General features: G+C 32.0%; 27 protein-coding genes. 20 read left to right on the top strand and 7 right to left on the bottom strand.

Annotated elements, in window-relative coordinates:
* The 12 genes from CD036_RS13255 to CD036_RS02270 all read left to right on the top strand — a co-directional run.
* The coding region (locus tag CD036_RS13255) for a peptide-methionine (R)-S-oxide reductase (RefSeq protein WP_258027382.1) at positions 1-222 on the top strand (222 nt) is incomplete at its 5' end.
* Positions 223-236: 14 nt separating this feature from the next.
* Complete coding sequence (locus CD036_RS02220; RefSeq protein ID WP_002511145.1) at positions 237-737, top strand: PTS sugar transporter subunit IIA; 501 nt, start codon at positions 237-239, stop codon at positions 735-737.
* A complete protein-coding gene (locus CD036_RS02225; protein ID WP_002511144.1) occupies positions 737-958 on the top strand; it encodes a YozE family protein in 222 nt (73 codons plus the stop codon). Before CD036_RS02220 ends, CD036_RS02225 begins: the two co-directional genes overlap by 1 nt.
* Positions 959-1,087: 129 nt before the next feature.
* Entirely contained in the window at positions 1,088-2,551 is a 1,464-nt protein-coding gene (locus CD036_RS02230) for a S41 family peptidase (protein ID WP_002511143.1), read from the top strand.
* Positions 2,552-2,567: 16 nt separating this feature from the next.
* Positions 2,568-3,077, top strand: a complete 510-nt coding sequence (locus tag CD036_RS02235) for a GNAT family N-acetyltransferase (RefSeq protein ID WP_103387898.1) — start codon at positions 2,568-2,570, stop codon at positions 3,075-3,077.
* Between the two features lie 14 nt (positions 3,078-3,091).
* Entirely contained in the window at positions 3,092-4,165 is a 1,074-nt protein-coding gene (gene murG, locus CD036_RS02240) for an undecaprenyldiphospho-muramoylpentapeptide beta-N-acetylglucosaminyltransferase (protein WP_002511141.1), read from the top strand.
* Between the two features lie 19 nt (positions 4,166-4,184).
* Entirely contained in the window at positions 4,185-4,799 is a 615-nt protein-coding gene (locus CD036_RS02245; protein WP_002511140.1) for a phosphatase PAP2 family protein, read from the top strand.
* 380 nt (positions 4,800-5,179) lie between these two features.
* On the top strand, positions 5,180-5,842 hold the full coding sequence (locus CD036_RS02250) for a response regulator transcription factor (protein ID WP_002511139.1): 663 nt from the start codon (positions 5,180-5,182) through the stop codon (positions 5,840-5,842).
* Positions 5,839-7,194 carry a HAMP domain-containing sensor histidine kinase gene (locus CD036_RS02255; protein ID WP_002511138.1) on the top strand — a complete coding sequence of 452 codons (1,356 nt, stop codon included), beginning with the start codon at positions 5,839-5,841 and terminating at the stop codon, positions 7,192-7,194. Before CD036_RS02250 ends, CD036_RS02255 begins: the two co-directional genes overlap by 4 nt.
* A 255-nt stretch (positions 7,195-7,449) precedes the next feature.
* The gene (locus CD036_RS02260; protein ID WP_021458796.1) at positions 7,450-10,251 is read left to right on the top strand and encodes a 2-oxoglutarate dehydrogenase E1 component; all 2,802 of its coding nucleotides are present in this window, start codon (positions 7,450-7,452) and stop codon (positions 10,249-10,251) included.
* Positions 10,252-10,264: 13 nt separating this feature from the next.
* Positions 10,265-11,539 carry a 2-oxoglutarate dehydrogenase complex dihydrolipoyllysine-residue succinyltransferase gene (gene odhB / locus CD036_RS02265; protein ID WP_103387899.1) on the top strand — a complete coding sequence of 425 codons (1,275 nt, stop codon included), beginning with the start codon at positions 10,265-10,267 and terminating at the stop codon, positions 11,537-11,539.
* 405 nt (positions 11,540-11,944) lie between these two features.
* Positions 11,945-12,139 carry a hypothetical protein gene (locus CD036_RS02270; protein ID WP_103387900.1) on the top strand — a complete coding sequence of 65 codons (195 nt, stop codon included), beginning with the start codon at positions 11,945-11,947 and terminating at the stop codon, positions 12,137-12,139.
* A 96-nt stretch (positions 12,140-12,235) separates the two neighbouring features.
* Here the strand turns inward: CD036_RS02270 and CD036_RS02275 are convergent, their stop codons facing one another.
* On the bottom strand, positions 12,236-12,784 hold the full coding sequence (locus CD036_RS02275; protein ID WP_002511134.1) for a helix-turn-helix domain-containing protein: 549 nt from the start codon (positions 12,782-12,784) through the stop codon (positions 12,236-12,238).
* A 276-nt stretch (positions 12,785-13,060) separates the two neighbouring features.
* The gene (locus CD036_RS02280; RefSeq protein ID WP_002511133.1) at positions 13,061-13,291 is read right to left on the bottom strand and encodes a hypothetical protein; all 231 of its coding nucleotides are present in this window, start codon (positions 13,289-13,291) and stop codon (positions 13,061-13,063) included.
* Positions 13,292-13,537: 246 nt separating this feature from the next.
* Here CD036_RS02280 and CD036_RS02285 point away from each other — a divergent pair, with 246 nt between their 5' ends.
* Entirely contained in the window at positions 13,538-14,110 is a 573-nt protein-coding gene (locus tag CD036_RS02285) for a dihydrofolate reductase family protein (RefSeq protein ID WP_103387901.1), read from the top strand.
* A gap of 72 nt (positions 14,111-14,182) precedes the next feature.
* Here CD036_RS02285 and CD036_RS02290 read toward each other — a convergent pair whose 3' ends face one another.
* Positions 14,183-14,380 (bottom strand): hypothetical protein, encoded by a 198-nt coding sequence (locus CD036_RS02290; protein WP_002511131.1) that lies wholly within the window; start codon positions 14,378-14,380, stop codon positions 14,183-14,185.
* 187 nt (positions 14,381-14,567) lie between these two features.
* Between CD036_RS02290 and CD036_RS02295 the strand changes: the two genes are divergently transcribed.
* The 5 genes from CD036_RS02295 (at position 14,568) to brnQ3 (ending at position 19,884) form a co-directional block, all read left to right on the top strand.
* Positions 14,568-15,380: a VOC family protein gene (locus tag CD036_RS02295; protein WP_021458798.1), complete on the top strand. Its 813-nt coding sequence runs from the start codon at positions 14,568-14,570 to the stop codon at positions 15,378-15,380.
* Positions 15,381-15,398: 18 nt separating this feature from the next.
* On the top strand, positions 15,399-15,602 hold the full coding sequence (locus CD036_RS02300; protein WP_021458799.1) for a DUF6501 family protein: 204 nt from the start codon (positions 15,399-15,401) through the stop codon (positions 15,600-15,602).
* A 128-nt stretch (positions 15,603-15,730) separates the two neighbouring features.
* Positions 15,731-16,522, top strand: a complete 792-nt coding sequence (locus CD036_RS02305) for an ATP-binding protein (protein ID WP_002511128.1) — start codon at positions 15,731-15,733, stop codon at positions 16,520-16,522.
* Positions 16,523-16,535: 13 nt separating this feature from the next.
* Complete coding sequence (locus CD036_RS02310; RefSeq protein WP_103387902.1) at positions 16,536-18,428, top strand: vWA domain-containing protein; 1,893 nt, start codon at positions 16,536-16,538, stop codon at positions 18,426-18,428.
* Positions 18,429-18,540: 112 nt separating this feature from the next.
* On the top strand, positions 18,541-19,884 hold the full coding sequence (gene brnQ3 / locus CD036_RS02315) for a branched-chain amino acid-like transporter carrier protein BrnQ3 (protein WP_002511126.1): 1,344 nt from the start codon (positions 18,541-18,543) through the stop codon (positions 19,882-19,884).
* A gap of 89 nt (positions 19,885-19,973) precedes the next feature.
* Here the strand turns inward: brnQ3 and CD036_RS02320 are convergent, their stop codons facing one another.
* Genes CD036_RS02320 through CD036_RS02330 form a run of 3 tightly spaced genes read right to left on the bottom strand, consistent with a single transcriptional unit; the run spans position 19,974 to position 22,056 of the window.
* Positions 19,974-21,110 carry a toxic anion resistance protein gene (locus CD036_RS02320; RefSeq protein WP_002511125.1) on the bottom strand — a complete coding sequence of 379 codons (1,137 nt, stop codon included), beginning with the start codon at positions 21,108-21,110 and terminating at the stop codon, positions 19,974-19,976.
* Positions 21,111-21,147: 37 nt separating this feature from the next.
* Positions 21,148-21,768 (bottom strand): 5-bromo-4-chloroindolyl phosphate hydrolysis family protein, encoded by a 621-nt coding sequence (locus CD036_RS02325; protein ID WP_002511124.1) that lies wholly within the window; start codon positions 21,766-21,768, stop codon positions 21,148-21,150.
* Positions 21,769-21,786: 18 nt separating this feature from the next.
* Positions 21,787-22,056, bottom strand: a complete 270-nt coding sequence (locus CD036_RS02330; protein ID WP_002511123.1) for an acylphosphatase — start codon at positions 22,054-22,056, stop codon at positions 21,787-21,789.
* Between the two features lie 262 nt (positions 22,057-22,318).
* Here CD036_RS02330 and msaA point away from each other — a divergent pair, with 262 nt between their 5' ends.
* A complete protein-coding gene (gene msaA / locus CD036_RS02335; RefSeq protein ID WP_002511118.1) occupies positions 22,319-22,627 on the top strand; it encodes a regulatory protein MsaA in 309 nt (102 codons plus the stop codon).
* A gap of 179 nt (positions 22,628-22,806) precedes the next feature.
* Entirely contained in the window at positions 22,807-23,007 is a 201-nt protein-coding gene (gene cspA, locus CD036_RS02340; protein WP_001831260.1) for a cold shock protein CspA, read from the top strand.
* Between the two features lie 107 nt (positions 23,008-23,114).
* Here the strand turns inward: cspA and CD036_RS13260 are convergent.
* Positions 23,115-23,188 (bottom strand): hypothetical protein (locus tag CD036_RS13260; RefSeq protein ID WP_258027384.1); only part of this gene is annotated, 74 nt, incomplete at its 5' end.

Raw genomic sequence — 23,188 nt, forward strand, 5'->3', positions numbered from 1 at the left:
GATGATGAAATTGTCGAATTAGTGGATAAATCTTTTGGTATGGTTCGTACAGAAGTAAGATCTGAAGACTCAAATAGTCATTTAGGTCATGTGTTTAATGACGGGCCACAAGAATCTGGTGGTTTACGTTATTGCATTAATTCTGCAGCAGTACAATTTATACCGTATGATAAATTAGAAGAACTAGGGTATGGTGATTTACTAACCCATTTTAATAAATAAGGAGCGAATACGATATGTTTAAAAAATTATTTGGAAAAGGTAAAGAAGTTAACAAAAATACGGAAGTTTTTGCACCAATAACTGGACAATATATTCAAATCGAAGATATTCCTGATCCAGTTTTTGCCCAAAAAATGATGGGAGAAGGCTTTGGAGTTAATCCTAGTGAAGGTGAAGTAGTTTCACCTATAGAAGGCAAAGTAGATAATGTATTTCCTACCAAACATGCTATTGGTTTAAAAGCTGAAAATGGTTTAGAGTTACTTGTACACATCGGTTTAGATACTGTACAACTTGATGGTGAGGGCTTTGAAGTATTAGTAGACAGTGGAGATACTGTCAATGTGGGTGATCCAATTTTACGTTTTGATATTGACTATATTCAAAAAAATGCTAAATCAACAAATTCTCCAATCATCATTACTAATTCAGATCAAACGAGTGATATAAACTTCGCTGAAGCTACTGATTTAATAAAAGGTGAAACTAAAATCGCTGATGTGACAATGAAATAATGAAAAACCACTCATTTTATCAATTTATATTAACCGTGAGAGGTCGAAAAGATGCAAAAGGTGAGCTTGCCGAAGAAATTTTTGATGACTTATCTTTTCCAAAACAAGAAAAGGATTTCAACCAATTATCGGATTATGTTGAAACTCACGGCAATTTTACAGTATCTATGGCAGTATTCGATGATTTATATGAAGAATACCAAGAGTGGCTTAAATTTTAAATATCAATATATTTGAGTTTCACATTTTAGATATATTAAAATATAAAAATAGAGTAAATAGCTGGGTGAAACGTATGAGTTCAAACCCAGCTATTTTACTGTTTAGTTAGATGATTAGGAAGTGAATTTATGACAGAACCACAAGATACACATACTGAAGACAGCACAGAGAAGTCTCAACCAGCTACAAAATACTTACAATTCAAACGGCGAAAATTTATTTGGCTTGTTATAGCTACTATTATATTAACAGCTTTGATTACGGTTTTTGCTACAATTTCCATCAGTAATTTTATGTCTGGACTTACTAGTGAACAACGTAAGGATGTAGCCAAAATAGAACAAGCCTATAAAACAATTGATAACGAATACTATAAAGACGTAAAGTCTAAAGAATTATCAGATGCTGCTATAAACGGTATGGTCAAACAACTTGATGACCCTTATTCAGAGTATATGACGAAACAACAAACTAAAGCATTTAATGAAGATGTCTCCGGTGATTTTGTCGGCATTGGCGCTGAAATGCAGAAAAAAAATGACCAAATTCAAATAACAAGTCCTATGAAAGACTCACCAGCTGAAAAGGCAGGAATACAACCAAAAGACATTGTTACTAAAGTTAATGGTAAATCTGTTAAAGGTAAACCTTTAGATGCTATTGTAAAACAAGTGAGAGGTAAAAAAGGTAGTGAGGTTACACTTACGATAAAAAGAAATGGTGAGGAACAAGACATTTCTATTAAACGTAATACTATACATGTGAAAAGTGTTGAATACGAAAAACATGGAAATAGTGGTGTGTTTAAAATCAATAAATTCCAAGATAGTACAGCAGGCGAATTAAAATCTGCAATTATTAAAGCACGCAAACAAGGAATTGATAATATTGTACTAGACTTACGAAATAATCCTGGTGGTTTATTGAATGAAGCAGTTAAAATGGCAAATATCTTTATCGACAAAAATAAAACTGTTGTGCAATTAGAAAAAGGGGAACATAAAGAACAGGTAAAAACACCGAACGACTCACTAAAAGAAGCTAAAGATATGAATGTTGCTATCTTAGTTAATGGCGGTTCAGCAAGTGCTTCAGAAGTCTTTGCAGGAGCCATGAAAGCTCATGATAAAGCTAAAATATATGGTAGTAAAACATTTGGTAAAGGGATCGTACAAACTACTCATGAATTAGACGATGGTTCTATCTTAAAATACACTGACATGAAATGGTTAACACCAGATGATAAATATATTCATGGTAAAGGGATAAAACCTGATGTTAAAATTGACACACCTGAATATCAATCATTAAACGTTATTCCAAATAACAAAACTTATGTAGAAGGTGACGAAACTAGCCATGTCAAAACAATAAAAATTGGACTTAAAGCATTGGGTTATTCCATAAATAACGAGTCTAAAACTTATGATAATGAATTAACTGAAGCAATTAAAAAATTCCAAAAAGATCAAAAATTAACTGTAAATGGTAATTTTGATAAAGAGACGAACAATAAATTCACTGAAATGTTAGTCAACAAAGCAAACGAAAAAGATACAGTACTTGATGAATTACTTGATAAACTTAAATAATACGAGGTGTCAGTCAATGATTCGTAATGCAACAATGAAAGATCTTGATTCAATAATGGTTATCGTAAATCAAGCAAAAGCAATTATGCAACAAGATAATAATCCACAATGGGATGACAACTACCCATTACAACAACACTTCGTGGGTGATATTGAAAACAAATCACTATATGTGTTAGATGAAAATAATACGGTTTATGGTTTTGTTGCGGTCGACCAATCTCAAGCAGAATGGTATGATAGCTTAAAGTGGCCTATAAATAAAAATCAGGCATTTGTAATACATCGATTAGCAAATTCCCCTAATTATAAGGGAGGCGCTACAAAACTTTTTGCTTTTGCTTTAAATTTAGCCAAAAGCCACGAAGTTGATTATGTACTTACTGACACGTTTGCATTAAATTATCGTGCACAACAATTATTCACTAAATTTGGCTTTACTAAAGTAGGCGAAGCCACAATGGATTATTTTCCATTTGATAAAGGGAAACCTTTTTATGCTTATTACACCAAATTAAAAAAATAGAGCGAGGTTGTTTTATGTCGAAAATAGCATTTACCGGTGGCGGTACTGTTGGTCATGTTTCTGTTAATTTAAGTTTAATTCCTACAGCATTAGCAAAAGGACATGAAGCTTTTTATATAGGATCTCAAAAAGGGATTGAAAGAGAGATGATTGAATCACAGCTACCAGAAATCAAATATCATGTAATTTCCAGTGGGAAATTACGTCGTTACCTGTCTTTTGACAATTTCAAAGATATCTTTAAAGTCCTTAAAGGAATCATCGATGCGCGTCGCGTATTAAAGAAAGAAAAACCTGATTTGTTATTTTCTAAAGGAGGATTTGTGTCTGTACCTGTAGTTATAGCTGCTCGGTCATTAAAAATACCAACTATCATTCATGAATCTGATTTAACTCCAGGATTAGCAAATAAGATAGCATTAAAGTTTGCTAAAAAAATATACACAACATTTGAAGATACGTTAAACTACTTACCTAAAGATAAGGCTGACTTTGTAGGTGCAACTGTCCGAGAAGATTTGAAAAGTGGTAATAAATCGCGTGGTTATCAATTAACGCAGTTTAGCAGCGACAAAAAGGTCTTACTAGTGATGGGAGGTAGCCTCGGAAGCAAAAAATTAAATGATACTATAAGAGGTAATTTAGATGCATTACTCAAAACATATCAAATCATTCACCTAACTGGTAAAGGACTATTAGACGAAAAATATATTAATCGCCCAGGTTATATTCAGTTTGAATTTGTGAAAGATGACTTAACTGATTTATTAGCTATTACCGATACTGTTGTTAGTAGATCTGGTTCTAATGCGATTTATGAGTTTTTAACGTTACGCATTCCTATGTTACTCATTCCATTAGGTTTGGAACAGTCTAGAGGAGACCAAATTGACAACGCTAAAAATTTTGCATCAAAAGATTTCGGTAGATATATTTTAGAAGATGAACTTTCTGAAAACCAACTAGCTGAACAATTAGCTGATATAGAACATAATAGATCAGACATTATTGATAAAATGAAAACTTATAAAGAAAGTTATACTAAAGAAGATTTATTCGATAAAATCGTTACAGACGCAGAAGCTTAATAAGGGGGGGCGTGGTGCAATGTCACACTGGAAAAGAATTTCATTATTAATCATCTTCACCTTAATATTTGGTGTCATTGCATTTTTCCATGAATCAAGATTAGGAAAATGGATTGATAATGAAGTATATGAATTTATATACTCATCAGAAAGCTTTATTACAACTTCAATCTTTTTAGGTGTAACAAAAGTGGGCGAAGTTTGGGCAATGGTATGCTTATCATTGTTATTAGTGGCATTCTTAATGCTAAAACGCTTAAACATTGAAGCATTATTTTTTGCTATAGTTATGAGTTTATCTAGTACATTAAACCCTCTATTAAAAAATATTTTTGACAGAGAACGACCTACTTTACTCAGATTAATCGATATTTCAGGTTTCAGTTTCCCTAGTGGACACGCTATGGGTTCGACAGCCTTTTTCGGCAGTGCGATTTATATCTCGAATCGAGTAATGAAAGGGAAATCAAAAGGATTTATGATTGGCTTATGTGCATTATTTATCATAATGATTTCTTCTTCTCGCGTTTACTTAGGTGTACATTATCCTACAGATATTATCGCGGGAATTATAGGTGGCGTATTTTGCATTGTTTTAGCGACGCTAATGTTACGTAAAAAATTGAATATCTAAATTATTAGGTCATTTAGATAAAATATAAAGCTGACTTTACTAAAGTAAAGTCAGCTTTTATAATACGTTGACTCGCAACGTTAGTCTTTTACGGGCATATAAAAGGGGATATTTCTGAAAATGATCAATGCTAATAAGAACGTAATGTGTGGGGGGAATGTCTTATTTAGTATTGATAATCATTTTCAATTACATTATACAACATTGAGAATCATTGTCAATTAAATCCTTAGAATTTTTTTAAATTTTTCGTTTTATGAGTTAAGTTAACACATTATTTAATGTAATGAGCTATGCTATTGTTCATTCGAATAGCTTGCTAAAATAATATGGTTATAATAAGATTATTTAATTACTAAGATGCATATGAGGTGCGATGTATGACAAAAATATTAATTGTTGAAGATGAGCAAAACCTTGCTCGCTTTATCGAATTAGAACTAAAACACGAAGCGTATGAAGTTGAAATTGAAAATGATGGACAAACCGGCTTAGACAGAGCATTGGAATATGAGTTTGATTTGATTTTACTTGATTTGATGTTACCAAATATCAACGGTTTGGAGATATGTCGTCAAATACGTCAAGTTCAAAATACACCTATTATCATGATAACTGCGAAAAGTGACACCTATGATAAAGTTGTTGGTTTAGATTATGGTGCAGATGATTACATTGTAAAACCATTTGATATAGAAGAATTACTGGCACGAATTCGTGCTATGTTAAGACGACAACCACAAAAAAATGAGATTAACATTAATGGTTTAGTAATTGATAAAGGTGCATTTAAAGTATCTGTTAATGGTGAACATGTTGGACTCACTAAAACTGAGTATGACTTATTATTATTACTTGCTGAAAATATTAATCATGTTATGCAGCGAGAACAAATAATAGAATATGTATGGGGCTATGATTCAGAAGTAGAAACTAATGTAGTTGATGTTTATATTCGTTACTTACGTAATAAGTTGAAACCTTTTGATAAAGATAGCTACATAGAAACTGTTAGAGGCGTAGGATACGTGATACGAAGATGAAACAACGTAAATTAAAAACTCAATGGATGCTTATCACTACTACAATCACATTTTCTACTATATTAATTTTTAGTTTGATTATTATATTCTATTTAAGTAGTGCTTTGAGGCACAATGAAGTTAGCGAGGCAGAACGTAGTTCAAACGATATTAACAACTTATTTCAATCGCAACATATTAAAGATATTACGCCACTAGATTTAAATGCATCATTAGGTAATTTTCAAAAAGTTATTTTGTTTGATGATCACGGCCAACAAATTATCGAAACATCAAATGACAATTCCATTAAGTATTCTCCAACTTTAAAGCCATCTAAATTTCATCAGATTGAAATCGAAAGTACTGGCAACAAAGATTACCTAATCGTTACAAATAGCGTGCACAATGATAATTTTGATGGTTACAGTATGATTGTTCATTCATTAGATAATTATAATACATTAGTAAACTCGCTTTACTTTTTCGCTTTTGCTTTTGGAATAATTGCTACTATTTTAACAGCTATTATCAGTTATTTTGTGTCATCACAAATTACTAAACCACTCATTACAATGTCTAATAAAATGCAACAAATTAGAAGGGATGGTTTCCAAGAACAATTACAATTGCCTACAAATTATGAAGAAACAGATAATTTAATTGATACATTCAACGAAATGATGGCTCAATTAGAAGAATCATTTAATCAGCAACGACAATTTGTAGAAGATGCATCGCATGAATTGCGTACACCATTACAAATTATTCAAGGTCATTTAAATCTTATACAACGGTGGGGTAAAAAAGATCCTGCAATCTTAGAAGAATCATTAAATATTTCACTAGAAGAAATGACTAGAATTACTAAATTAATCGAAGAACTTTTACTATTAACTAAAGACAATAACAATGTAAACGAGCGTGAAATAGAAATAGTAGATATTAATAAAGAAATTAAGTCACGCATTAAATCTGTTGAACATTTGCACCAAGATTATACCTTTGAATTTATACCATATCCTAAACCTTTAAATATTAAAATCAATCGCTATCAATTCGAGCAGGTGTTGATTATATTTATTGATAACTCCATGAAATATGACCAGAAAAACAAACAAATAACAATTCAAACCGGTCTTAAAAACAAACAAATTTCAATAGAAATTACTGACCATGGCTTAGGTATTCCGCAAGAAGATATTGAATTTATCTTTGACCGTTTCTATAGAGTAGATAAATCTCGTGCACGTAACTTAGGTGGCAACGGCTTAGGACTGTCTATTGCGAAAAAAATAATCGAATACTATGGTGGAACAATTCAAGTTGATAGTGAATTAGGAAGTTATACTACATTTAAAATTACATTTTAACAATTAAATATAATAATACAAAAATAACTATGATTAGTTTGTCGAAAAGAAGGGCAAAGTACAACTGATTGTAGTTATTTTTTTAATTACAGCAACTTTTTAATCAATAAAGAAAGCATCAAAATATAGATACAATAGCAATTTTATTTTGTTGATTGATTTTTGCGTTATACAAGCTTTTGCTACTTTAATTTCAATTGATTTAATGCTATTATTGATTTGTAAGCGTTTCAACTATTTTGTGGAGGGTGTAAAATGAGCAACGAAAGACAGGTAACTGAGGCACCTGTAAATTTCGGGACAAATCTAGGATATATTCTTGATTTGTATGACAACTATTTAGAAGATCCGACTGCAGTCCCTGAAGATTTGCAAGTCCTTTTTAGTACAATTAAAAACGGTGAAGCTAACATCGAAACCAAATCAGGCGTTCAAAGCGCTAATACCAAAGCAGATAGCACGATCAAACGTGTTATGAGATTAATCGATAATATACGTCAATACGGGCATTTATTGGCAGATATTTATCCAGTTAATCGTCCTGAAAGAAAACATGTACCAAAGTTAAATATTGAAGATTTTAATCTTGATAAAGAGACTTTGGAAAGTATTTCGGCTGGTATTGTATCTGAACATTTTAAAGATATTTACGACAACGCATACGAGGCTATTGTTCGTATGGAAAAACGTTACAAAGGTCCTATTGCCTTTGAATATACACACATTAATAATAATAGAGAGCGTGTATGGTTAAAACGTCGTATAGAGACACCTTATAAAGCCACACTAAATGACAATCAAAAAATTGAATTATTTAAAAACCTTGCACATGTCGAAGGTTTTGAAAAGTATTTGCATAAAAACTTTGTAGGCGCAAAGCGATTCTCAATTGAAGGCGTCGATACACTAGTACCAATGTTACAACAAACATTGAAATTAGCAGGTAATGAAGGTATACAAAACATTCAAATTGGTATGGCACATAGAGGACGTCTTAACGTCTTAACACACGTGCTAGAAAAACCATATGAAATGATGTTATCTGAATTTATGCACACTGATCCAATGAAATTCTCACCAGAAGACGGTAGTTTATACCTGACTTCAGGCTGGACAGGCGATGTAAAATACCATTTAGGTGGCGTGAAAACAACATCTTCTTATGGTATTGAACAACGTATTTCACTTGCTAATAACCCAAGTCACTTAGAAATTGTTGCACCAGTTGTTATTGGTAAAACAAGAGCAACACAAGATGACACTAAAAAAGCAGGCTCGACAACAACTGAATTTAATAAATCTATGCCAATTTTAATTCATGGTGACGCAGCTTATCCTGGACAAGGTATCAATTTTGAAACAATGAACCTTGGCAATTTAGATGGGTATTCTACAGGTGGTACGCTACATATTATTACAAATAATAGAATTGGTTTCACAACAGAACCTGAAGACGGACGTTCTACAACGTATTCATCTGATGTTGCAAAAGGCTATGATGTGCCAATTATGCATGTTAATGCAGATAATGTAGAAGCCACTATCGAAGCTATTGAAATTGCAATGGCCTTCAGAAAAGAATTCGATAAAGACGTGGTTATTGACTTAGTTGGTTATCGCCGTTATGGACACAATGAAATGGATGAACCATCAATCACTAATCCAGTTCCATATCAACAAATACGTGATCATGATCCAGTCGATATTTTATATGGTAATCAATTAGTTGAAGAAGGTATTATTTCGAAGGATCAAATGAATAATATTTTTGATGAAGTTCAAAAAACATTACGTGCTGCACATGATAAAATCGATAAAAATGACAAAATGGATAATCCAGATATGCAAAAACCTGAGAGTTTACAACAACCTTTACAAGGTGATGATCGTCAATTTACTTTTGAACAATTACAAGAAATAAATGACGCTATGCTATCTTATCCGTCTGATTTTACTGTGTTGAAAAAACTAAACAAAGTATTAGAAAAACGTAAAGAACCATTTAACTCTGAAGATGGATTAGTAGACTGGGCTCAAGCTGAACAATTGGCCTTTGCGACTATTACACAAGATGGCAAACCAGTTCGTTTGACTGGGCAAGATAGCGAACGCGGTACATTTAGTCATCGTCATGCAGTATTACATGATTCAGAAAATGGCAATACATTTATACCGTTAAATCATGTTCCAAATCAAAAAGCTACTTTCACAGTTTATAATTCACCATTATCAGAAGCAGCTGTAGTTGGTTTTGAATACGGCTATAATGTACAAAATAAAGATTGTATGACTATTTGGGAAGCACAATACGGAGACTTTTCAAATATGTCGCAAATGATTTTTGATAATTTCTTATTTAGTGCACGAGCTAAATGGGGAGAACGTTCAGGTTTAACATTATTATTACCTCATTCATTTGAAGGTCAAGGACCAGAACATTCTTCTGCAAGACTTGAAAGATTTTTACAACTTGCGGGCGAAAATAATATGACTGTTGCAAATCTTTCAAGCTCAAGTAACTATTTCCATTTACTTAGAGCGCAAGCTGCTAATTTAGGTACTCAATCAATGAGACCATTAGTAATTATGTCTCCAAAAAGTTTATTGCGTAATAAAACAGTTTCAGATCCAATTTCTAAATTTACTTCAGGCAAATTTGAACCAATTTTAACTGAAGAACATGATAAAGAAGCTGTTAAAAAAGTGGTTTTAGCGTCAGGTAAAATGTTTATCGATTTAAAAGAGCATTTGGCTAAAAATCCAAACAATTCTATTTTATTAATTGCTGTTGAAAGATTATATCCATTCCCAGCATCAGAAATAGAAGCTATTTTAAATGATTTACCAAACTTAGAAACTGTCGCTTGGGTACAAGAAGAACCTAAAAACCAAGGCGCATGGTCATTTGTTTATCCATACTTAAAAGAGTTAACTGTAGACAAATATGATTTAAGCTATCACGGACGTATCCAACGTGCAGCACCAGCTGAAGGTGATGGCGAAATTCACAAACTCGTACAAAATATGATAATTGAACAAAGCACAAATAATAACTAGGGGGAAGTTAGGCATGCCAGAAGTAAAAGTTCCAGAATTAGCAGAATCAATCACAGAAGGTACCATTGCAGAATGGTTAAAACAAGTAGGAGATAGCGTCGATAAAGGTGAAGCTATTCTCGAATTAGAAACAGATAAAGTCAATGTTGAAGTAGTTTCAGAAGAAGCAGGTGTATTACAAGAAACTTTAGCCAACGAAGGTGATACTGTTGAAGTTGGTCAAGCTGTTGCAGTTGTAGGAGAAGGTTCAGGCAATGCAAGTAACAGCAATGAAGATACTTCATCACAACAATCAACTGAAGCATCTTCAACTGGAGAGGCAGCGTCCACTTCAGATGAAGCACCAAAAGCAGAACAAAATGACTCTACAGATTCAACACAACGCGTTAATGCAACACCATCAGCACGTAAATATGCTCGTGAAAAAGGCGTTAATTTAAACGACGTGGCAGCAAAATCAAACGATGTTGTACGTAAAGAAGATGTTGATCAACAACAAAATGGAGCAGCTGCTTCAAACAATAAACCGGCTGAAAGTAGTAAAAAACAAGAAACACCAGCTCCAGCAGCTCAAAAACCTTCAAAACCAGTTAAACGTGAAAAAATGTCGAGACGTAAGAAAACTGCTTCTAAAAAATTACTAGAAGTATCAAACAATACAGCAATGCTTACAACTTTCAATGAAATTGATATGACAAACGTTATGAACTTACGTAAACGTAAAAAAGAACAATTCATTAAAGATCATGATGGCACTAAACTTGGTTTCATGTCATTCTTCACAAAAGCAGCTGTTGCAGCATTGAAAAAGTATCCGGAAGTTAACGCTGAAATCGATGGCGATGACATGATTACTAAAGAATACTACGACATTGGTGTTGCTGTTTCTACAGATAATGGTTTACTTGTACCATTCGTTAGAGATTGTGATAAGAAGAACTTTGCGGAAATTGAAGCTGAAATTGCTAATTTAGCAGTTAAAGCACGTGATAAAAAATTAGGTTTAGATGATATGGTCAACGGATCGTTTACTATTACAAATGGCGGTATTTTTGGTTCAATGATGTCAACGCCAATCATTAATGGTAGTCAAGCAGCAATCCTAGGCATGCACTCTATCATCACACGTCCAATTGCTATTGATGCAGAAACTATTGAAAACCGTCCAATGATGTACATTGCATTAAGCTATGACCACCGTATCATTGATGGTAAAGAGGCAGTAGGCTTCTTGAAAACAATAAAAGATTTAATTGAAAACCCAGAAGATTTACTATTAGAATCTTAATACACAACATAAAATAGTTTATTAACCTCAATACAACGGCGCACAGCGTCGTTGTATTTTTATGTATTTATTCATTTGTGGGAAATTCCCATAAAACTTCTCCTTTATTAGCTTAAGTATTTGTAAGATTAACATGGCGACTGTTAATCTAAACATCAACTTTTCACGTTATTGGGCTGCTCTTAATTGAGTAGCCTTTATCTTTTATATGGATACATGATATAAATTTGGCGTACAGCCTCGTATATACGTTACTTATGCTATGAATCTCATCCTTAAACACGTGAATTATCTAACTGCGCTATGCGCTAAAAACGGGCTTAAAATTCAAATTAGAGACATTGTACGAATATATGCGTAAGGTGTTATTATACTTGCAAACGATAAATTTGTGAGGTGTTGAACATGACTGAAAATGAACACAATACAAGTAGAAATAGAAAGCGCAAACCACTTACACTGCATGACAAGTGGAGAATAGACGGAGAATTAATTAGAAAGAGCGACCCTGAATATTATGATAGTGAGCAATCTAAAAAAGATTTTAAGGCAAACCTTGAGAAAATACAAAAAATTCTTCAGAAAAATAAAGAACAATAGCTAATATTAAAGCTTTAATATGAAATAGTTAATTAATCTTAATACAACGGCGCACAGCGTCGTTGTATTTTTATTTCATTACCGTCATTACGTAAATTAATAATGTATAACGATATGTAACCGTGCAGTTTCATTATGTTCATTGTTATATTGATGAAACATATTGCCATTAAATTTAATAGATTCATGCTGCTGTAAAATGAACTTTTCTCCATCTAATGTAATTGTTACTGTCCCATCATATACCGTTATATACTTCATAGAGCCAGCACCATGAGGAGATACACTAATTTTTCCACTTGGTTCAATGACAGCCATAAAACTTTCAATTTTTCTTTCAATATCAAATTTAAATATAGAAAATATTTGATATTTGTTGTGCTCTGAAGATAGTGCTTGTGTCTGATCTAACGTTATTTTGTTAATGATAGCATCACTTTCTTGCGTTAATTCTGTGAAAGATACTTTTAATCCACTAGCAATTTTCCATAACGTAGTAATAGATGGTGTTGATGTTTTACGTTCTATTTGACCTAACATTGTTTTACTAACTCCTGTAAGTTCTGATAAATGGTCTAGTGAATAACCATGTTGTTTTCTAAATAACTTTATATTGTCAGATATAATTTCATTAATTTCTTTCATAATTTATACACCTCAAAGGTCATTATAACGTACAAAAAGAACAAAACAAAGAACAATCGTTAAAGTTAACTATTTGTGCTTTATATAAATTATAGAGGTGGGGGAGGTCTTTATTTACCGTCTCAATGCCTATTTGAACCGCAACAAGAACTTTTGTGTTAACTAGTAAATACACTGTCAGCACAACTATAAATTAAAAAAGCAACGTCTGTTGATAGACATTGCTTTAAAGATTTTATTATAAAATCCAAATTGTAAACTTCATTCACTATAATATTAACCGATAAAAATAAGAATGATACCGATAATTAATAATGCTATAGACACTCGGGGTTTTGATTGTTGAAATAAATTACTTAATAAAACTATAGCAATACCAATAATGAGGAATTGATTATTAAATGTCGTCACTCCCATAAAGTCACCAATCATCATTATTAGTCCATAAATTAATACAATGATTAATAACACTGTACAGAGTACAGAAATAAATCGGGCTATTTTCAAAATTACCATCTCCAAATTGTTAGTGATTTAAATGCTACATATCACATTGTACTAGTGAAATGAGCTAAAACAAAAGTATGTTTGAACTTTTTAATAATAAATTTCAATTGTTATATACAACAAATTAATGATCAAACATTAACTTTCTACTGTAATATGTCTGTTTCATAGTTTAAAATAAGCTAGTGTATAACTAACTTTTTGATAAAGCATATTTTCATAATTAAAAATTTAAGGAGGGGTTTTATGACTAGAAAAGTAATCTTAAATCTTGCAGTAACTTTAGATGGTTTTATAGAAGGGCCAAACGGTGAAATTGATTGGTGCATTATGGAAGATGATATGCAATTCGATAAATTTTTAGAACAAATTGATACGATTCTGTTTGGACGCAAAAGTTATGATTTATGGACCGAATATCAACCTAATAGCAATACTCCGCAAAGTGAATATCATATGTGGGAATTAATGCAAAACACCCACAAATATGTTTTTAGTCGTACACTACAATACTCTAATCCTACAACTACTTATATTAATAATCATATTGCCAACACTGTAAATCAATTAAAAGCTCAACCCGGCAAAGATATTTGGCTTTACGGTGGCTCTAGTATTATCACAACATTTTTAAATCAAAATTTAGTCGATGAATTGCAGTTAGCTGTGCATCCTATTATTTTAGGTGCTGGTAAGCCACTTTTTGTAGCTATTAACAACCAAAAACAGTTAGAACTCTCTACAGTAAATACTTACAAAAGTGGAGTAGTACAATTAATTTATCGTCAAAGTACAAAAAATAAGTCAGAAAACAGTTAAACTTAACACTGCATCTGACTTAGGATTCGATTAACACTTGTTGTTTACTAGTTTGTATGCCATTAAAGTTGCTTAAATTGAGTAGACAATGACTTCGATAATGGCAATAATTAAAAATACAACAAATACTATACCGAAAATTTTATTATTTGGCGCTTTATCTTTGGACGACTTTTGGTTGTTTTTATTTTTCAAATTCGTAAAGAATGTAATGCCTGAATACACTGCAATTAATACTGTGATGCCAAATAATAATAAGAAGTTAATCATTCAAAAACCTCCTTATTTAATATTATTGTTAATAAGATAATATTAGTTGTTTATATCTTTATTTTAATACAAAATATCATTTTATCAACTTTGTTTCTTGTTAATTCAACATATTCAAAGTTCATTCTATAAATTAATTAGAAAATACGTTATAATAAACCAAAAGAATGTATTGAGGTGTCTATGAATGAATGGTCTTAGAAGTGTTACGATTGGAACGAGCGATTTAAACAAATCTCAAGCACTATTAACTGATGTGCTAGGTATGACTGTTGGACAAAAAAAGCATGCTTTACGTTTTGGCGATGCAGACTTAGCGTCTGGTACTCGTGTACATGTAGTAGAAATTCCTAACTATAATATTGCGAACAACCAAATTAACAGCATTGGCTTACGTGTACCCACAGATGAAGCTTTATTAGAGTATCAAGCTATTTTGAAAGATGTTGGTATAGACTATAGCGCTATTACAACTTTAAACGATCATCAATACTTTCACTTTAAAGATCATGATGGGCAACAATTTGCCATTTACTCCAATGAGCATAATAGTGGGACACCTTTAGGTATGCCATCTTTTGATAGTTCAGTGAATCCATTGCATCAAATTCAAGGACTTGCACCGGTTATTATAAAAGTGAATGAACCATTACTAACACAATCTATTTTGTCTAAAGTGTTTAATCTTACTCATTACGCAGAATATGTTGCATCGGACAACGATGATTTCAAAGTTCAAGTTTTCAAAATTGGTGATGGTGGATTAGGGGGCGAATTGCATTTATATCCTGCTGCCGAAGAAATTAACATGCCTGCACATGGGATTGTAGAACAAATAGAATTCGCAACTGAATCAACAGAGGAATATCAACATGCTTTACAACAATTAGAAGTTATTGGCATTCCATACCAAACACTTGATCAAGGTGACGCCCAATCATTAAGAATTTCAGAAAATAGCGGAATTACATTTATTTTAACATTAGAAAAAACAAAGTAATGAAAGGATTTTATAAAAATGCTACACGAAACATGGAAAACACATGAACCACTTAAGAAAGTAGAAGTTGTGCATACAAATGCACAAAAGTTTAAAGTATCTGATATGTTGACAGTAGGCAAACAATATGACGTCATCAATGAAACCGAAGATTATTATCAAATTATTGATAATGCTGGTTTAGTTGGTGGTTATTATAAAACTTATTTTAAAGAAGTTTAACATCTAACTAAAAGACATTAATATTAAACATGAGTAATACATGATTAGAATAGTAGACTAGGGTGATTTTTTACTCCAGTCTCTTTTTTAATGACAACACATTTACTGATTATAAGGAGCTATTTTTCATGGTAAAAACACAATATATCAATTCTGATGAAACTATATTCAATGATGCTTCGGCATTATTACGATTAAATAAAAATATATTACTCAAAGGACCAACCGGTTCAGGTAAAACTAAGTTAGCTGAAACATTAAGCGAAACAATAGAAACACCGATGTATCAAGTCAATTGTTCTGTTGATTTAGATGCTGAAAGTTTGTTAGGCTTTAAAACAATTCAAACCAATAGTGAAGGCCAACAAGAAATTGTTTTTATCGACGGCCCTGTTATTAAAGCAATGAAAGAAGGACATATTTTATATATTGATGAGATCAACATGGCTAAACCGGAAACATTGCCAATTTTAAATGGTGTACTTGATTATCGTAGAAAACTAACAAATCCATTTACTGGTGAAGTTGTTAAAGCTGAACCTGGGTTCAATGTAATAGCAGCAATCAACGAAGGTTATATTGGTACCTTGCCAATGAACGAAGCTTTGAAAAACCGTTTTGTCGTTATACAAGTGGATTATATAGATGGTGATACGTTAGGTAATGTTATTAAAGAGCAAAGCCAACTAGATGACGACAATTTAATTTCACGTATTATTAAATTCAATGAAGATTTACGTACAATGACAAAACAAGGACAAATTTCTGAAGAGGCTGCTAGTATTCGTGCATTAATTGACTTAAGTGATTTAGCAACAATTATGCCAATTGAAAGGGCAATACAGCGGACAATTATAGATAAATTAGAAGACGAGAGAGAACAACAAGCTATCATCAATGCGGTTGAATTAAACTTTTAGTGAGGGATAAGTTATGAGTGATCGTTTTATAAAATTTAACGACGAACAACTAGATGCCAAACAAGTAATGATGTTACAAGACTTGTCAAGATTATTACTAAAAAACAAAGAAACACATGTCAAAATTCAAAAATTCCCTTATTTCGATCCAATCAATAATGTGTTGATAACAAGCTCTTTTTGGTCACATCGACCAACACATATTGAAACTGCAGGTTTAAAAACAGATGTCATGCTTGCAGCATACGGATACCAGTTAATGGATTCAACAGTCGTTAATGATGTGATTAATAATGTAGAATCATTTACTCACACGAAGTTTTATCAACAGTTATTTAAATTGCTCGAAGATAAAAGAATTTTAAATATCATTATACAAGAACGACCTAGTACGCAAAAAGCAATTATTCTAAGAAATAAAGTAAGACAGCAATTTATAGAGACACAGATAAATGTCTATAAAACCAAAACAACATTTACTGATTTATTATTATTGCACTTGGCGCACTCATTTTTAACTGAAAACTTTTATGACATTCCTCATATTCATCCACGAATTGATGATATTTTAGTTAATATGTACCAGTATTTACCTAATTTTTTCTACAATGAAAACTCTGAAGACAACAAATTTTTAGCTGATCGAATCATGTATCAAATAGACGATATATTAAAAGAAGATATGCTTAATGAGTATTATCATCTACCTAAACAAGTTTATAGTGCTATGGAAACGCAGTCTTTTGAAGACTTGCGTCGTACAGATGCTAGTAACACTGATGGTACTAATGAACAAGAGAATTCTGAAGATATCGAGAGCGAAAAAGCGGAAACTAAAAGTGCTGACAGTCAATCTTCAGGTGGTGCATATTTAGAAATGGAACTTCATGAAGGCACTAATAGTGACGTTGCAAGTGACAATGATACTGCTCGTGAAGGCGATCCTAGTGATGATATGACCGATATGCAACTTAAAAAAGGAAAAGGTTCTAACCAAACTATAGACAACGAAGAGGGCGGCTCACTAGGAAGTAATAATCTATTTGCTCTGACTGGTATTAATGAAAATGTTGATATTGATTGGCGCGTTCCAGAAATAAAACCTGATTTTCAGCAAGCTTATAGAGAAGTAGAACAAGATGTAGCTTTTGAAACTAAAGATTTAATCAAAATCATTAAAAAAACAATTGATCGTGAACATGATGATGAACGCCATAATTTAACCAAAGGACGACTACAAAAAAACTTATTAAATTGGTTTATTGATGACCAATATAAATTATTTTATAAAAAACAAGATTTAAGTCAGTCATTTGATGCAACTTTCACTTTATTAATAGATGCCTCAGCCAGTATGCAAGATAAAATGGACGAAACCATAAAAGGTGTAGTCTTATTCCATGAAACGTTAAAATCATTAAATGTAAAACATGAAATTTTAGCTTTTAATGAAGATGCCTTTGAAGCTGACGAAAATACGCAACCAAACATTATAGATGAAATCATTCATTATGATAAATCTATCTATTCAAATGAAGGACCACGTATTATCGCGTTAGAACCCCAAGATGATAACAGAGATGGCGTTGCTATACGTATTGCAAGTGAAAGACTACTCAGACGTTCTCATAATCAACGATTTTTAATTGTCTTTTCAGATGGCGAGCCTTCTGCATATAACTACAGTCAGGATGGTATTTTAGATACTTATGAATCCGTAGAAACTGCACGTAAAATGGGGATTGAAGTTTTTAATGTATTTTTAAGTCAAGAACCTATTACCGAAGATATCGAACAAACGATACACAATATTTACGGACAATTTGCGTTGTTCGTAGAAGGTGTTGAAAACTTACCAATTCAGCTTTCACCATTACTCAAAAAACTATTGTTAAAATCTTTTTAACCGATTTTAGCAATAGTTTAAAATATTCTGAAAAGTTATATAGACTTATTGTCGTTAATCGTGGTAGAATAATGAATATTATATTTTTGGAAAGATTGAAGGAGTATAAAATATGAATAAAAATACATGGATTATAGGTTTCATGCTTTTCGCTATCTTTTTTGGAGCAGGTAACCTAATTTTCCCACCGAGTTTAGGCCTAGATAGTGGACAGTACTTTTGGCCGTCTATTTTAGCATTTTCACTTACAGGGATCGGTTTACCATTATTGGGAGTAGTGGTAGGCGCATTAGATAAAGAGGGATATATCGGTTCATTAAATAAAATATCACCTAAGTTTTCTATTGTTTTTCTAATTGTTATTTACTTAACGATTGGACCATTGTTTGCGATTCCGCGTACAGCTTCAACATCATTCGAAATGACTGTAACGCCAATTGCACATACAAATAGTAGTCTTGCTTTATTTATTTTTACAGTTATCTATTTCTTAATTGTTTTATATTTATGTATTAATCCAACTAAAATGGTAGATCGTATCGGATCTTTATTAACACCATTATTGTTAATTACTATTTTAGCTATGATTATTAAAGGTTTTATTGATTTTGGAAGTAATTCAGCAAGTAAGGAATCAGAGCTATTTACATCTAATTTAGCAGGTTTTTCACAAGGATTTACAAACGGTTATTTGACTATGGATGCGATTGCAGCAATTGCATTTTCAATGATTGTAGTTAATGCTGTGAAATCTACAGGACTCACTCATGCAAATCAAATATTTAAACAAACATTATTAGCAGGTGTTATTGCAGCAGTAGCATTATTGTTTATTTATATTTCTTTAGGCTTTATTGGAAATCATATGAATATATCGCCAGATAAAATTGCCAGTCTAACTGCTAAAGATCAAAATATTGGTACATATCTATTGACGACCATTGCTACAACTGGTTTTGGTTCACTTGGTAAGTATGTGTTAGGTATTATTGTAGCGCTTGCTTGTTTAACAACTGCGTGTGGTTTAATTGTATCTGTATCCGAATACTTCCATAAAATTGTACCTAAAGTATCGTACAAAGTATTTGCAGTTATTTTTACAATTATCAGTTTTATCCTAGCAAACCAAGGATTGAACTCAGTAATTAAAATGTCAGTACCGGTTTTAAGTGTTGTATACCCAATCGCTATCACATCAGTATTACTCATTTTAATTGCACGTATTGTACCAACAAAACCAATCGCACAAAGAATTCCAGTTACAGCGGTAACTATCATTGCAATTTTAAGTATTGTCCACACTCAAGGTTGGATTAAATTAAGCTTCATTGATGTTTTACCGTTAAAAGAATATTCATTAGAGTGGTTCCCAATTGCCGTATTATTTACAATTATAGGTTATATTGTGGCTACTTTAGTCAAAAATGAACAACCGATTGTCTATGAAAAAGAATAATTAACACTAATAAACAAGCACTTCCCAAAAAGGGAAGTGCTTGTTTTATTAATCAATGTAATAGGGAAGTTACACGATGTTAACCATAATTATTGTGGTTTATTTTTCATATCCAATAAATGTTGTTTTAGTTCTCCCTCTAGCTCGCTGAGTTCACCTTCAGCCTGTTTACGTTTATCTCTACCTTGTTTTTGAATTTGAAGTGTTTGTTCTATCGTCTCTATAATATCACTTTGAGTCGTTTTCAATGTTTCTATGTCTACTACACCACGCTCGTTTTCTGTGGCAGTTTCTATAGCATTTTGTTTTAATAGTGCAGAATTTTTCAACAGTAAATCATTCGTTGTATCAGTAACTGCTTTTTGTGCGGATACTGCATGACGTTGTCTCATTAAAGTTAAGGCAATTGTCATTTGATTTTTCCATAAAGGTATACTAGTTAAAATAGAGCTTTGAATTTTTTCCGCTAACGCTTGGTTAACATTTTGTATCATTCGAATTTGCGGTGCTGTTTGGATGGCAATTTGTCTTGACAGTTGTAAATCATATATTCGTTTATCTAAACGTTCTACAAATTGACTCAAATCAGCGGCATCTTGCACTACCATTTGATTATTAGAATTTTGTGCTTCTTTTTGTAATTTTGGTAATTCTGTACTTTCAATCAATTGTTTTTTACGTTTTGCTGCCTCAATATATAATGTTAAATCGTCAAAATAGTCCTTATTTTGGTCATATAACTGATCCAATAACTCAACATCTTTTTTCAAATTCGTTTTATGTTTGTCTAATTCAATAGAAATACGATCAATCTGAGAACCTATTGATTGCATTTTAGAAAAAATTTCATTCACAGATGCTTTAGTACGTTTGAAGAATCGTTTTAATTTTGATTGATTCTCAGGGTTTAATTCATCTGGATTAACTGATTTTAATTTAGCCATTAAACCATTAAGTGAATCTCCAACCGGGCCGATATCCGATGTTTTCACATCGTTTAATATACGGTGTGAAAATTGAGACATATTAGATTGTGCTTCGGTACCGAAATTTAATAACCCATCATGATCCATCGGTGTAATAGACGAACTTAATTCCTCAATCTTTTTTTGCTCTTCTGGTGAAAATTGCTTCGTTTGTTGGATGATTTGTCCTTCATTCGCAGCTTGCTCGTCAATAAAAGAATCAAGAGGGTGTGCATTAATTGAATCTTGCTCTCTTGTCATAACCTATCTCGCTCCATTCTTTCGTCGATATTTCACTTCATTTCTGACGTTTTTGTTCAATTTTATTTAGCTCTATTTCGATATCTAGTTTTTCATAATCTTCTTCGTTAATTCGTTTTAAGTCTGCTACTAAAGTACGGTTAACTTCATCTAAAGTAATACGTGTTTGTTCTAGACGTTGCTTATCTTCTTTAGATTTTTTGGGTGATTTTGAGAGTCGAGTATATGCTTCAATTAAATTCAAAGCATTATCAATGTGTGAATAAAAGAAACTTTCTACTAAGAAAAACTTAGCTGGTTGCTGTTTTACAGCGTAGTAAATAGCACGTGCAATACGATATATTTCATTCACTTGTCTGAAATCTTTAATTGATCTCACATTAATAAATACTTTTAATATGCGTCTAATCTTGTCTTGTGCATGGCTTAATTGATGTTGTACATAGCGATGCTCTCTCCGTGATAACCCAATTTCTTTAAGATACTTTCTCGATGATAAGCGTTGCGTAGGGAAGTAAGAACCCAAAAACGCAGCAACTGAAATTAATACATCAAAAATTGCCTGAATATCAAATGCAAACACTGAAATAAACCATACTACAATCGCAAACGGTATCGCGACTATCATCCCCAAAATACGAGAAATATTGTATCTCAAATTACATCTTCCTTTATTTTAAATAGTTTTAAATTTTGTCAGTGTCTTGTCTATGTCTAATTCTTCGACAGTAAAGTTCTCAACATGTGACGCAGGTGATGCACCGGCTATAACTGCTTCAACAAAATGATTAAGCGCTTCTGGTTCACCTTGCGCAAAAACTTCTACATAGTCTTCTACATTTTGTACAGTACCTGCAATATTATATTTAAGCGCCAGTCTTTCTGTATAAAAACGAAAACCAACACCTTGTACCATCCCAAATACTTTAATGTGTTTACGTAGCATACAAATCACCTCTTAGGTCTATTATACGAAATTTTTTTCTACAAAACTAATATTTAAGTTTTTCTACCTGTCCTTTATCGGCCAAAAGTATGAGTCAGAAAACTTGATTTTGTCAATATTAAAGTTAAAATATTACACATAGAGTTAATTTCATATTTATTAACACATTTACATTACATTAAACTATTGCCAACAATACAAATGTCAAAATTAAATGAAAATACATATGAAAATGAATTTTTGAAAAAGGGGAGCTTTAACCATGTGGACAGTTGCAAAAATTAGAGCTGATTACGAAGGCTGGTGGCTATTTAGTGACTGGACAGACCATATTATAGAACAACAATCGTTTTCAACTTACGATGAAATGTTAGAAGCATACCGATCTATAATAAATAATAGTAAAGATAAATTTGATAATTTTTTAGTAGGGAAACATAATATCCACGCGTTTTATAACAATTGTGAATTAGGATTCTGTGAAGATTGTGATGAGGATTTACAAATATTTTATAGTTATATTGTTTTAAATAATGATAAAGTTTATTATGATCTTCCAAAATTTAACTAATTTGAATTTTTCAATTATGTATTGCATTTTAATATGCAATCCCGTATACTTGTAAGTAAGCAATTGTTTTATTCCATATTGCAAAGAATATTGTAATAACAGATTTCTGTAACATCGTATTTTTTGTAATATGCGAATAAAGCATATTGAATGAATTTTAGTCTTGGAGGTTTCACAATATGAAACAAGGTACAGTTAAATGGTTTAATGCTGAAAAAGGATTTGGTTTTATCGAAGTTGAAGGAGAAAACGACGTATTCGTACACTTCTCAGCTATTAACCAAGAAGGTTACAAATCATTAGAAGAAGGTCAATCAGTTGAATTCGAAGTAGTTGAAGGCGATCGCGGTCCTCAAGCTGCTAACGTTGTTAAACTATAATTTATAGATTATAAATTGACTTATAAAAGAACCTTAAAAAAGGTTCTTTTTATATGTCCATAATGATTTAAAGCCCCTTGTATGTTCGACATACAAGGGGCTTTTTCTTATTTTGTATCATTAATAATTAATTGACGCAATGACTGCCTTTTTATCACTTCACGGGCTTTACCGTCTTTCA

The sequence above is a fragment of the Staphylococcus arlettae genome (genome assembly GCF_002902345.1).
GTDB lineage: Bacteria > Bacillota > Bacilli > Staphylococcales > Staphylococcaceae > Staphylococcus > Staphylococcus arlettae.

What these genes read in the sequence shown, in the direction of transcription:
- CD036_RS02220 (WP_002511145.1), top strand. Translation starts at nt 237, where the DNA reads ATGTTTAAAAAATTATTTGGAAAAGGTAAAGAAGTTAACAAAAATACG.
- CD036_RS02225 (WP_002511144.1), top strand. Translation starts at nt 737, where the DNA reads ATGAAAAACCACTCATTTTATCAATTTATATTAACCGTGAGAGGTCGA.
- CD036_RS02230 (WP_002511143.1), top strand. Translation starts at nt 1,088, where the DNA reads ATGACAGAACCACAAGATACACATACTGAAGACAGCACAGAGAAGTCT.
- CD036_RS02235 (WP_103387898.1), top strand. Translation starts at nt 2,568, where the DNA reads ATGATTCGTAATGCAACAATGAAAGATCTTGATTCAATAATGGTTATC.
- murG (WP_002511141.1), top strand. Translation starts at nt 3,092, where the DNA reads ATGTCGAAAATAGCATTTACCGGTGGCGGTACTGTTGGTCATGTTTCT.
- CD036_RS02245 (WP_002511140.1), top strand. Translation starts at nt 4,185, where the DNA reads ATGTCACACTGGAAAAGAATTTCATTATTAATCATCTTCACCTTAATA.
- CD036_RS02250 (WP_002511139.1), top strand. Translation starts at nt 5,180, where the DNA reads ATGACAAAAATATTAATTGTTGAAGATGAGCAAAACCTTGCTCGCTTT.
- CD036_RS02255 (WP_002511138.1), top strand. Translation starts at nt 5,839, where the DNA reads ATGAAACAACGTAAATTAAAAACTCAATGGATGCTTATCACTACTACA.
- CD036_RS02260 (WP_021458796.1), top strand. Translation starts at nt 7,450, where the DNA reads ATGAGCAACGAAAGACAGGTAACTGAGGCACCTGTAAATTTCGGGACA.
- odhB (WP_103387899.1), top strand. Translation starts at nt 10,265, where the DNA reads ATGCCAGAAGTAAAAGTTCCAGAATTAGCAGAATCAATCACAGAAGGT.
- CD036_RS02270 (WP_103387900.1), top strand. Translation starts at nt 11,945, where the DNA reads ATGACTGAAAATGAACACAATACAAGTAGAAATAGAAAGCGCAAACCA.
- CD036_RS02275 (WP_002511134.1), bottom strand. Translation starts at nt 12,784, where the DNA reads ATGAAAGAAATTAATGAAATTATATCTGACAATATAAAGTTATTTAGA.
- CD036_RS02285 (WP_103387901.1), top strand. Translation starts at nt 13,538, where the DNA reads ATGACTAGAAAAGTAATCTTAAATCTTGCAGTAACTTTAGATGGTTTT.
- CD036_RS02290 (WP_002511131.1), bottom strand. Translation starts at nt 14,380, where the DNA reads ATGATTAACTTCTTATTATTATTTGGCATCACAGTATTAATTGCAGTG.
- CD036_RS02295 (WP_021458798.1), top strand. Translation starts at nt 14,568, where the DNA reads ATGAATGGTCTTAGAAGTGTTACGATTGGAACGAGCGATTTAAACAAA.
- CD036_RS02300 (WP_021458799.1), top strand. Translation starts at nt 15,399, where the DNA reads ATGCTACACGAAACATGGAAAACACATGAACCACTTAAGAAAGTAGAA.
- CD036_RS02305 (WP_002511128.1), top strand. Translation starts at nt 15,731, where the DNA reads ATGGTAAAAACACAATATATCAATTCTGATGAAACTATATTCAATGAT.
- CD036_RS02310 (WP_103387902.1), top strand. Translation starts at nt 16,536, where the DNA reads ATGAGTGATCGTTTTATAAAATTTAACGACGAACAACTAGATGCCAAA.
- brnQ3 (WP_002511126.1), top strand. Translation starts at nt 18,541, where the DNA reads ATGAATAAAAATACATGGATTATAGGTTTCATGCTTTTCGCTATCTTT.
- CD036_RS02320 (WP_002511125.1), bottom strand. Translation starts at nt 21,110, where the DNA reads ATGACAAGAGAGCAAGATTCAATTAATGCACACCCTCTTGATTCTTTT.
- CD036_RS02330 (WP_002511123.1), bottom strand. Translation starts at nt 22,056, where the DNA reads ATGCTACGTAAACACATTAAAGTATTTGGGATGGTACAAGGTGTTGGT.
- msaA (WP_002511118.1), top strand. Translation starts at nt 22,319, where the DNA reads ATGTGGACAGTTGCAAAAATTAGAGCTGATTACGAAGGCTGGTGGCTA.
- cspA (WP_001831260.1), top strand. Translation starts at nt 22,807, where the DNA reads ATGAAACAAGGTACAGTTAAATGGTTTAATGCTGAAAAAGGATTTGGT.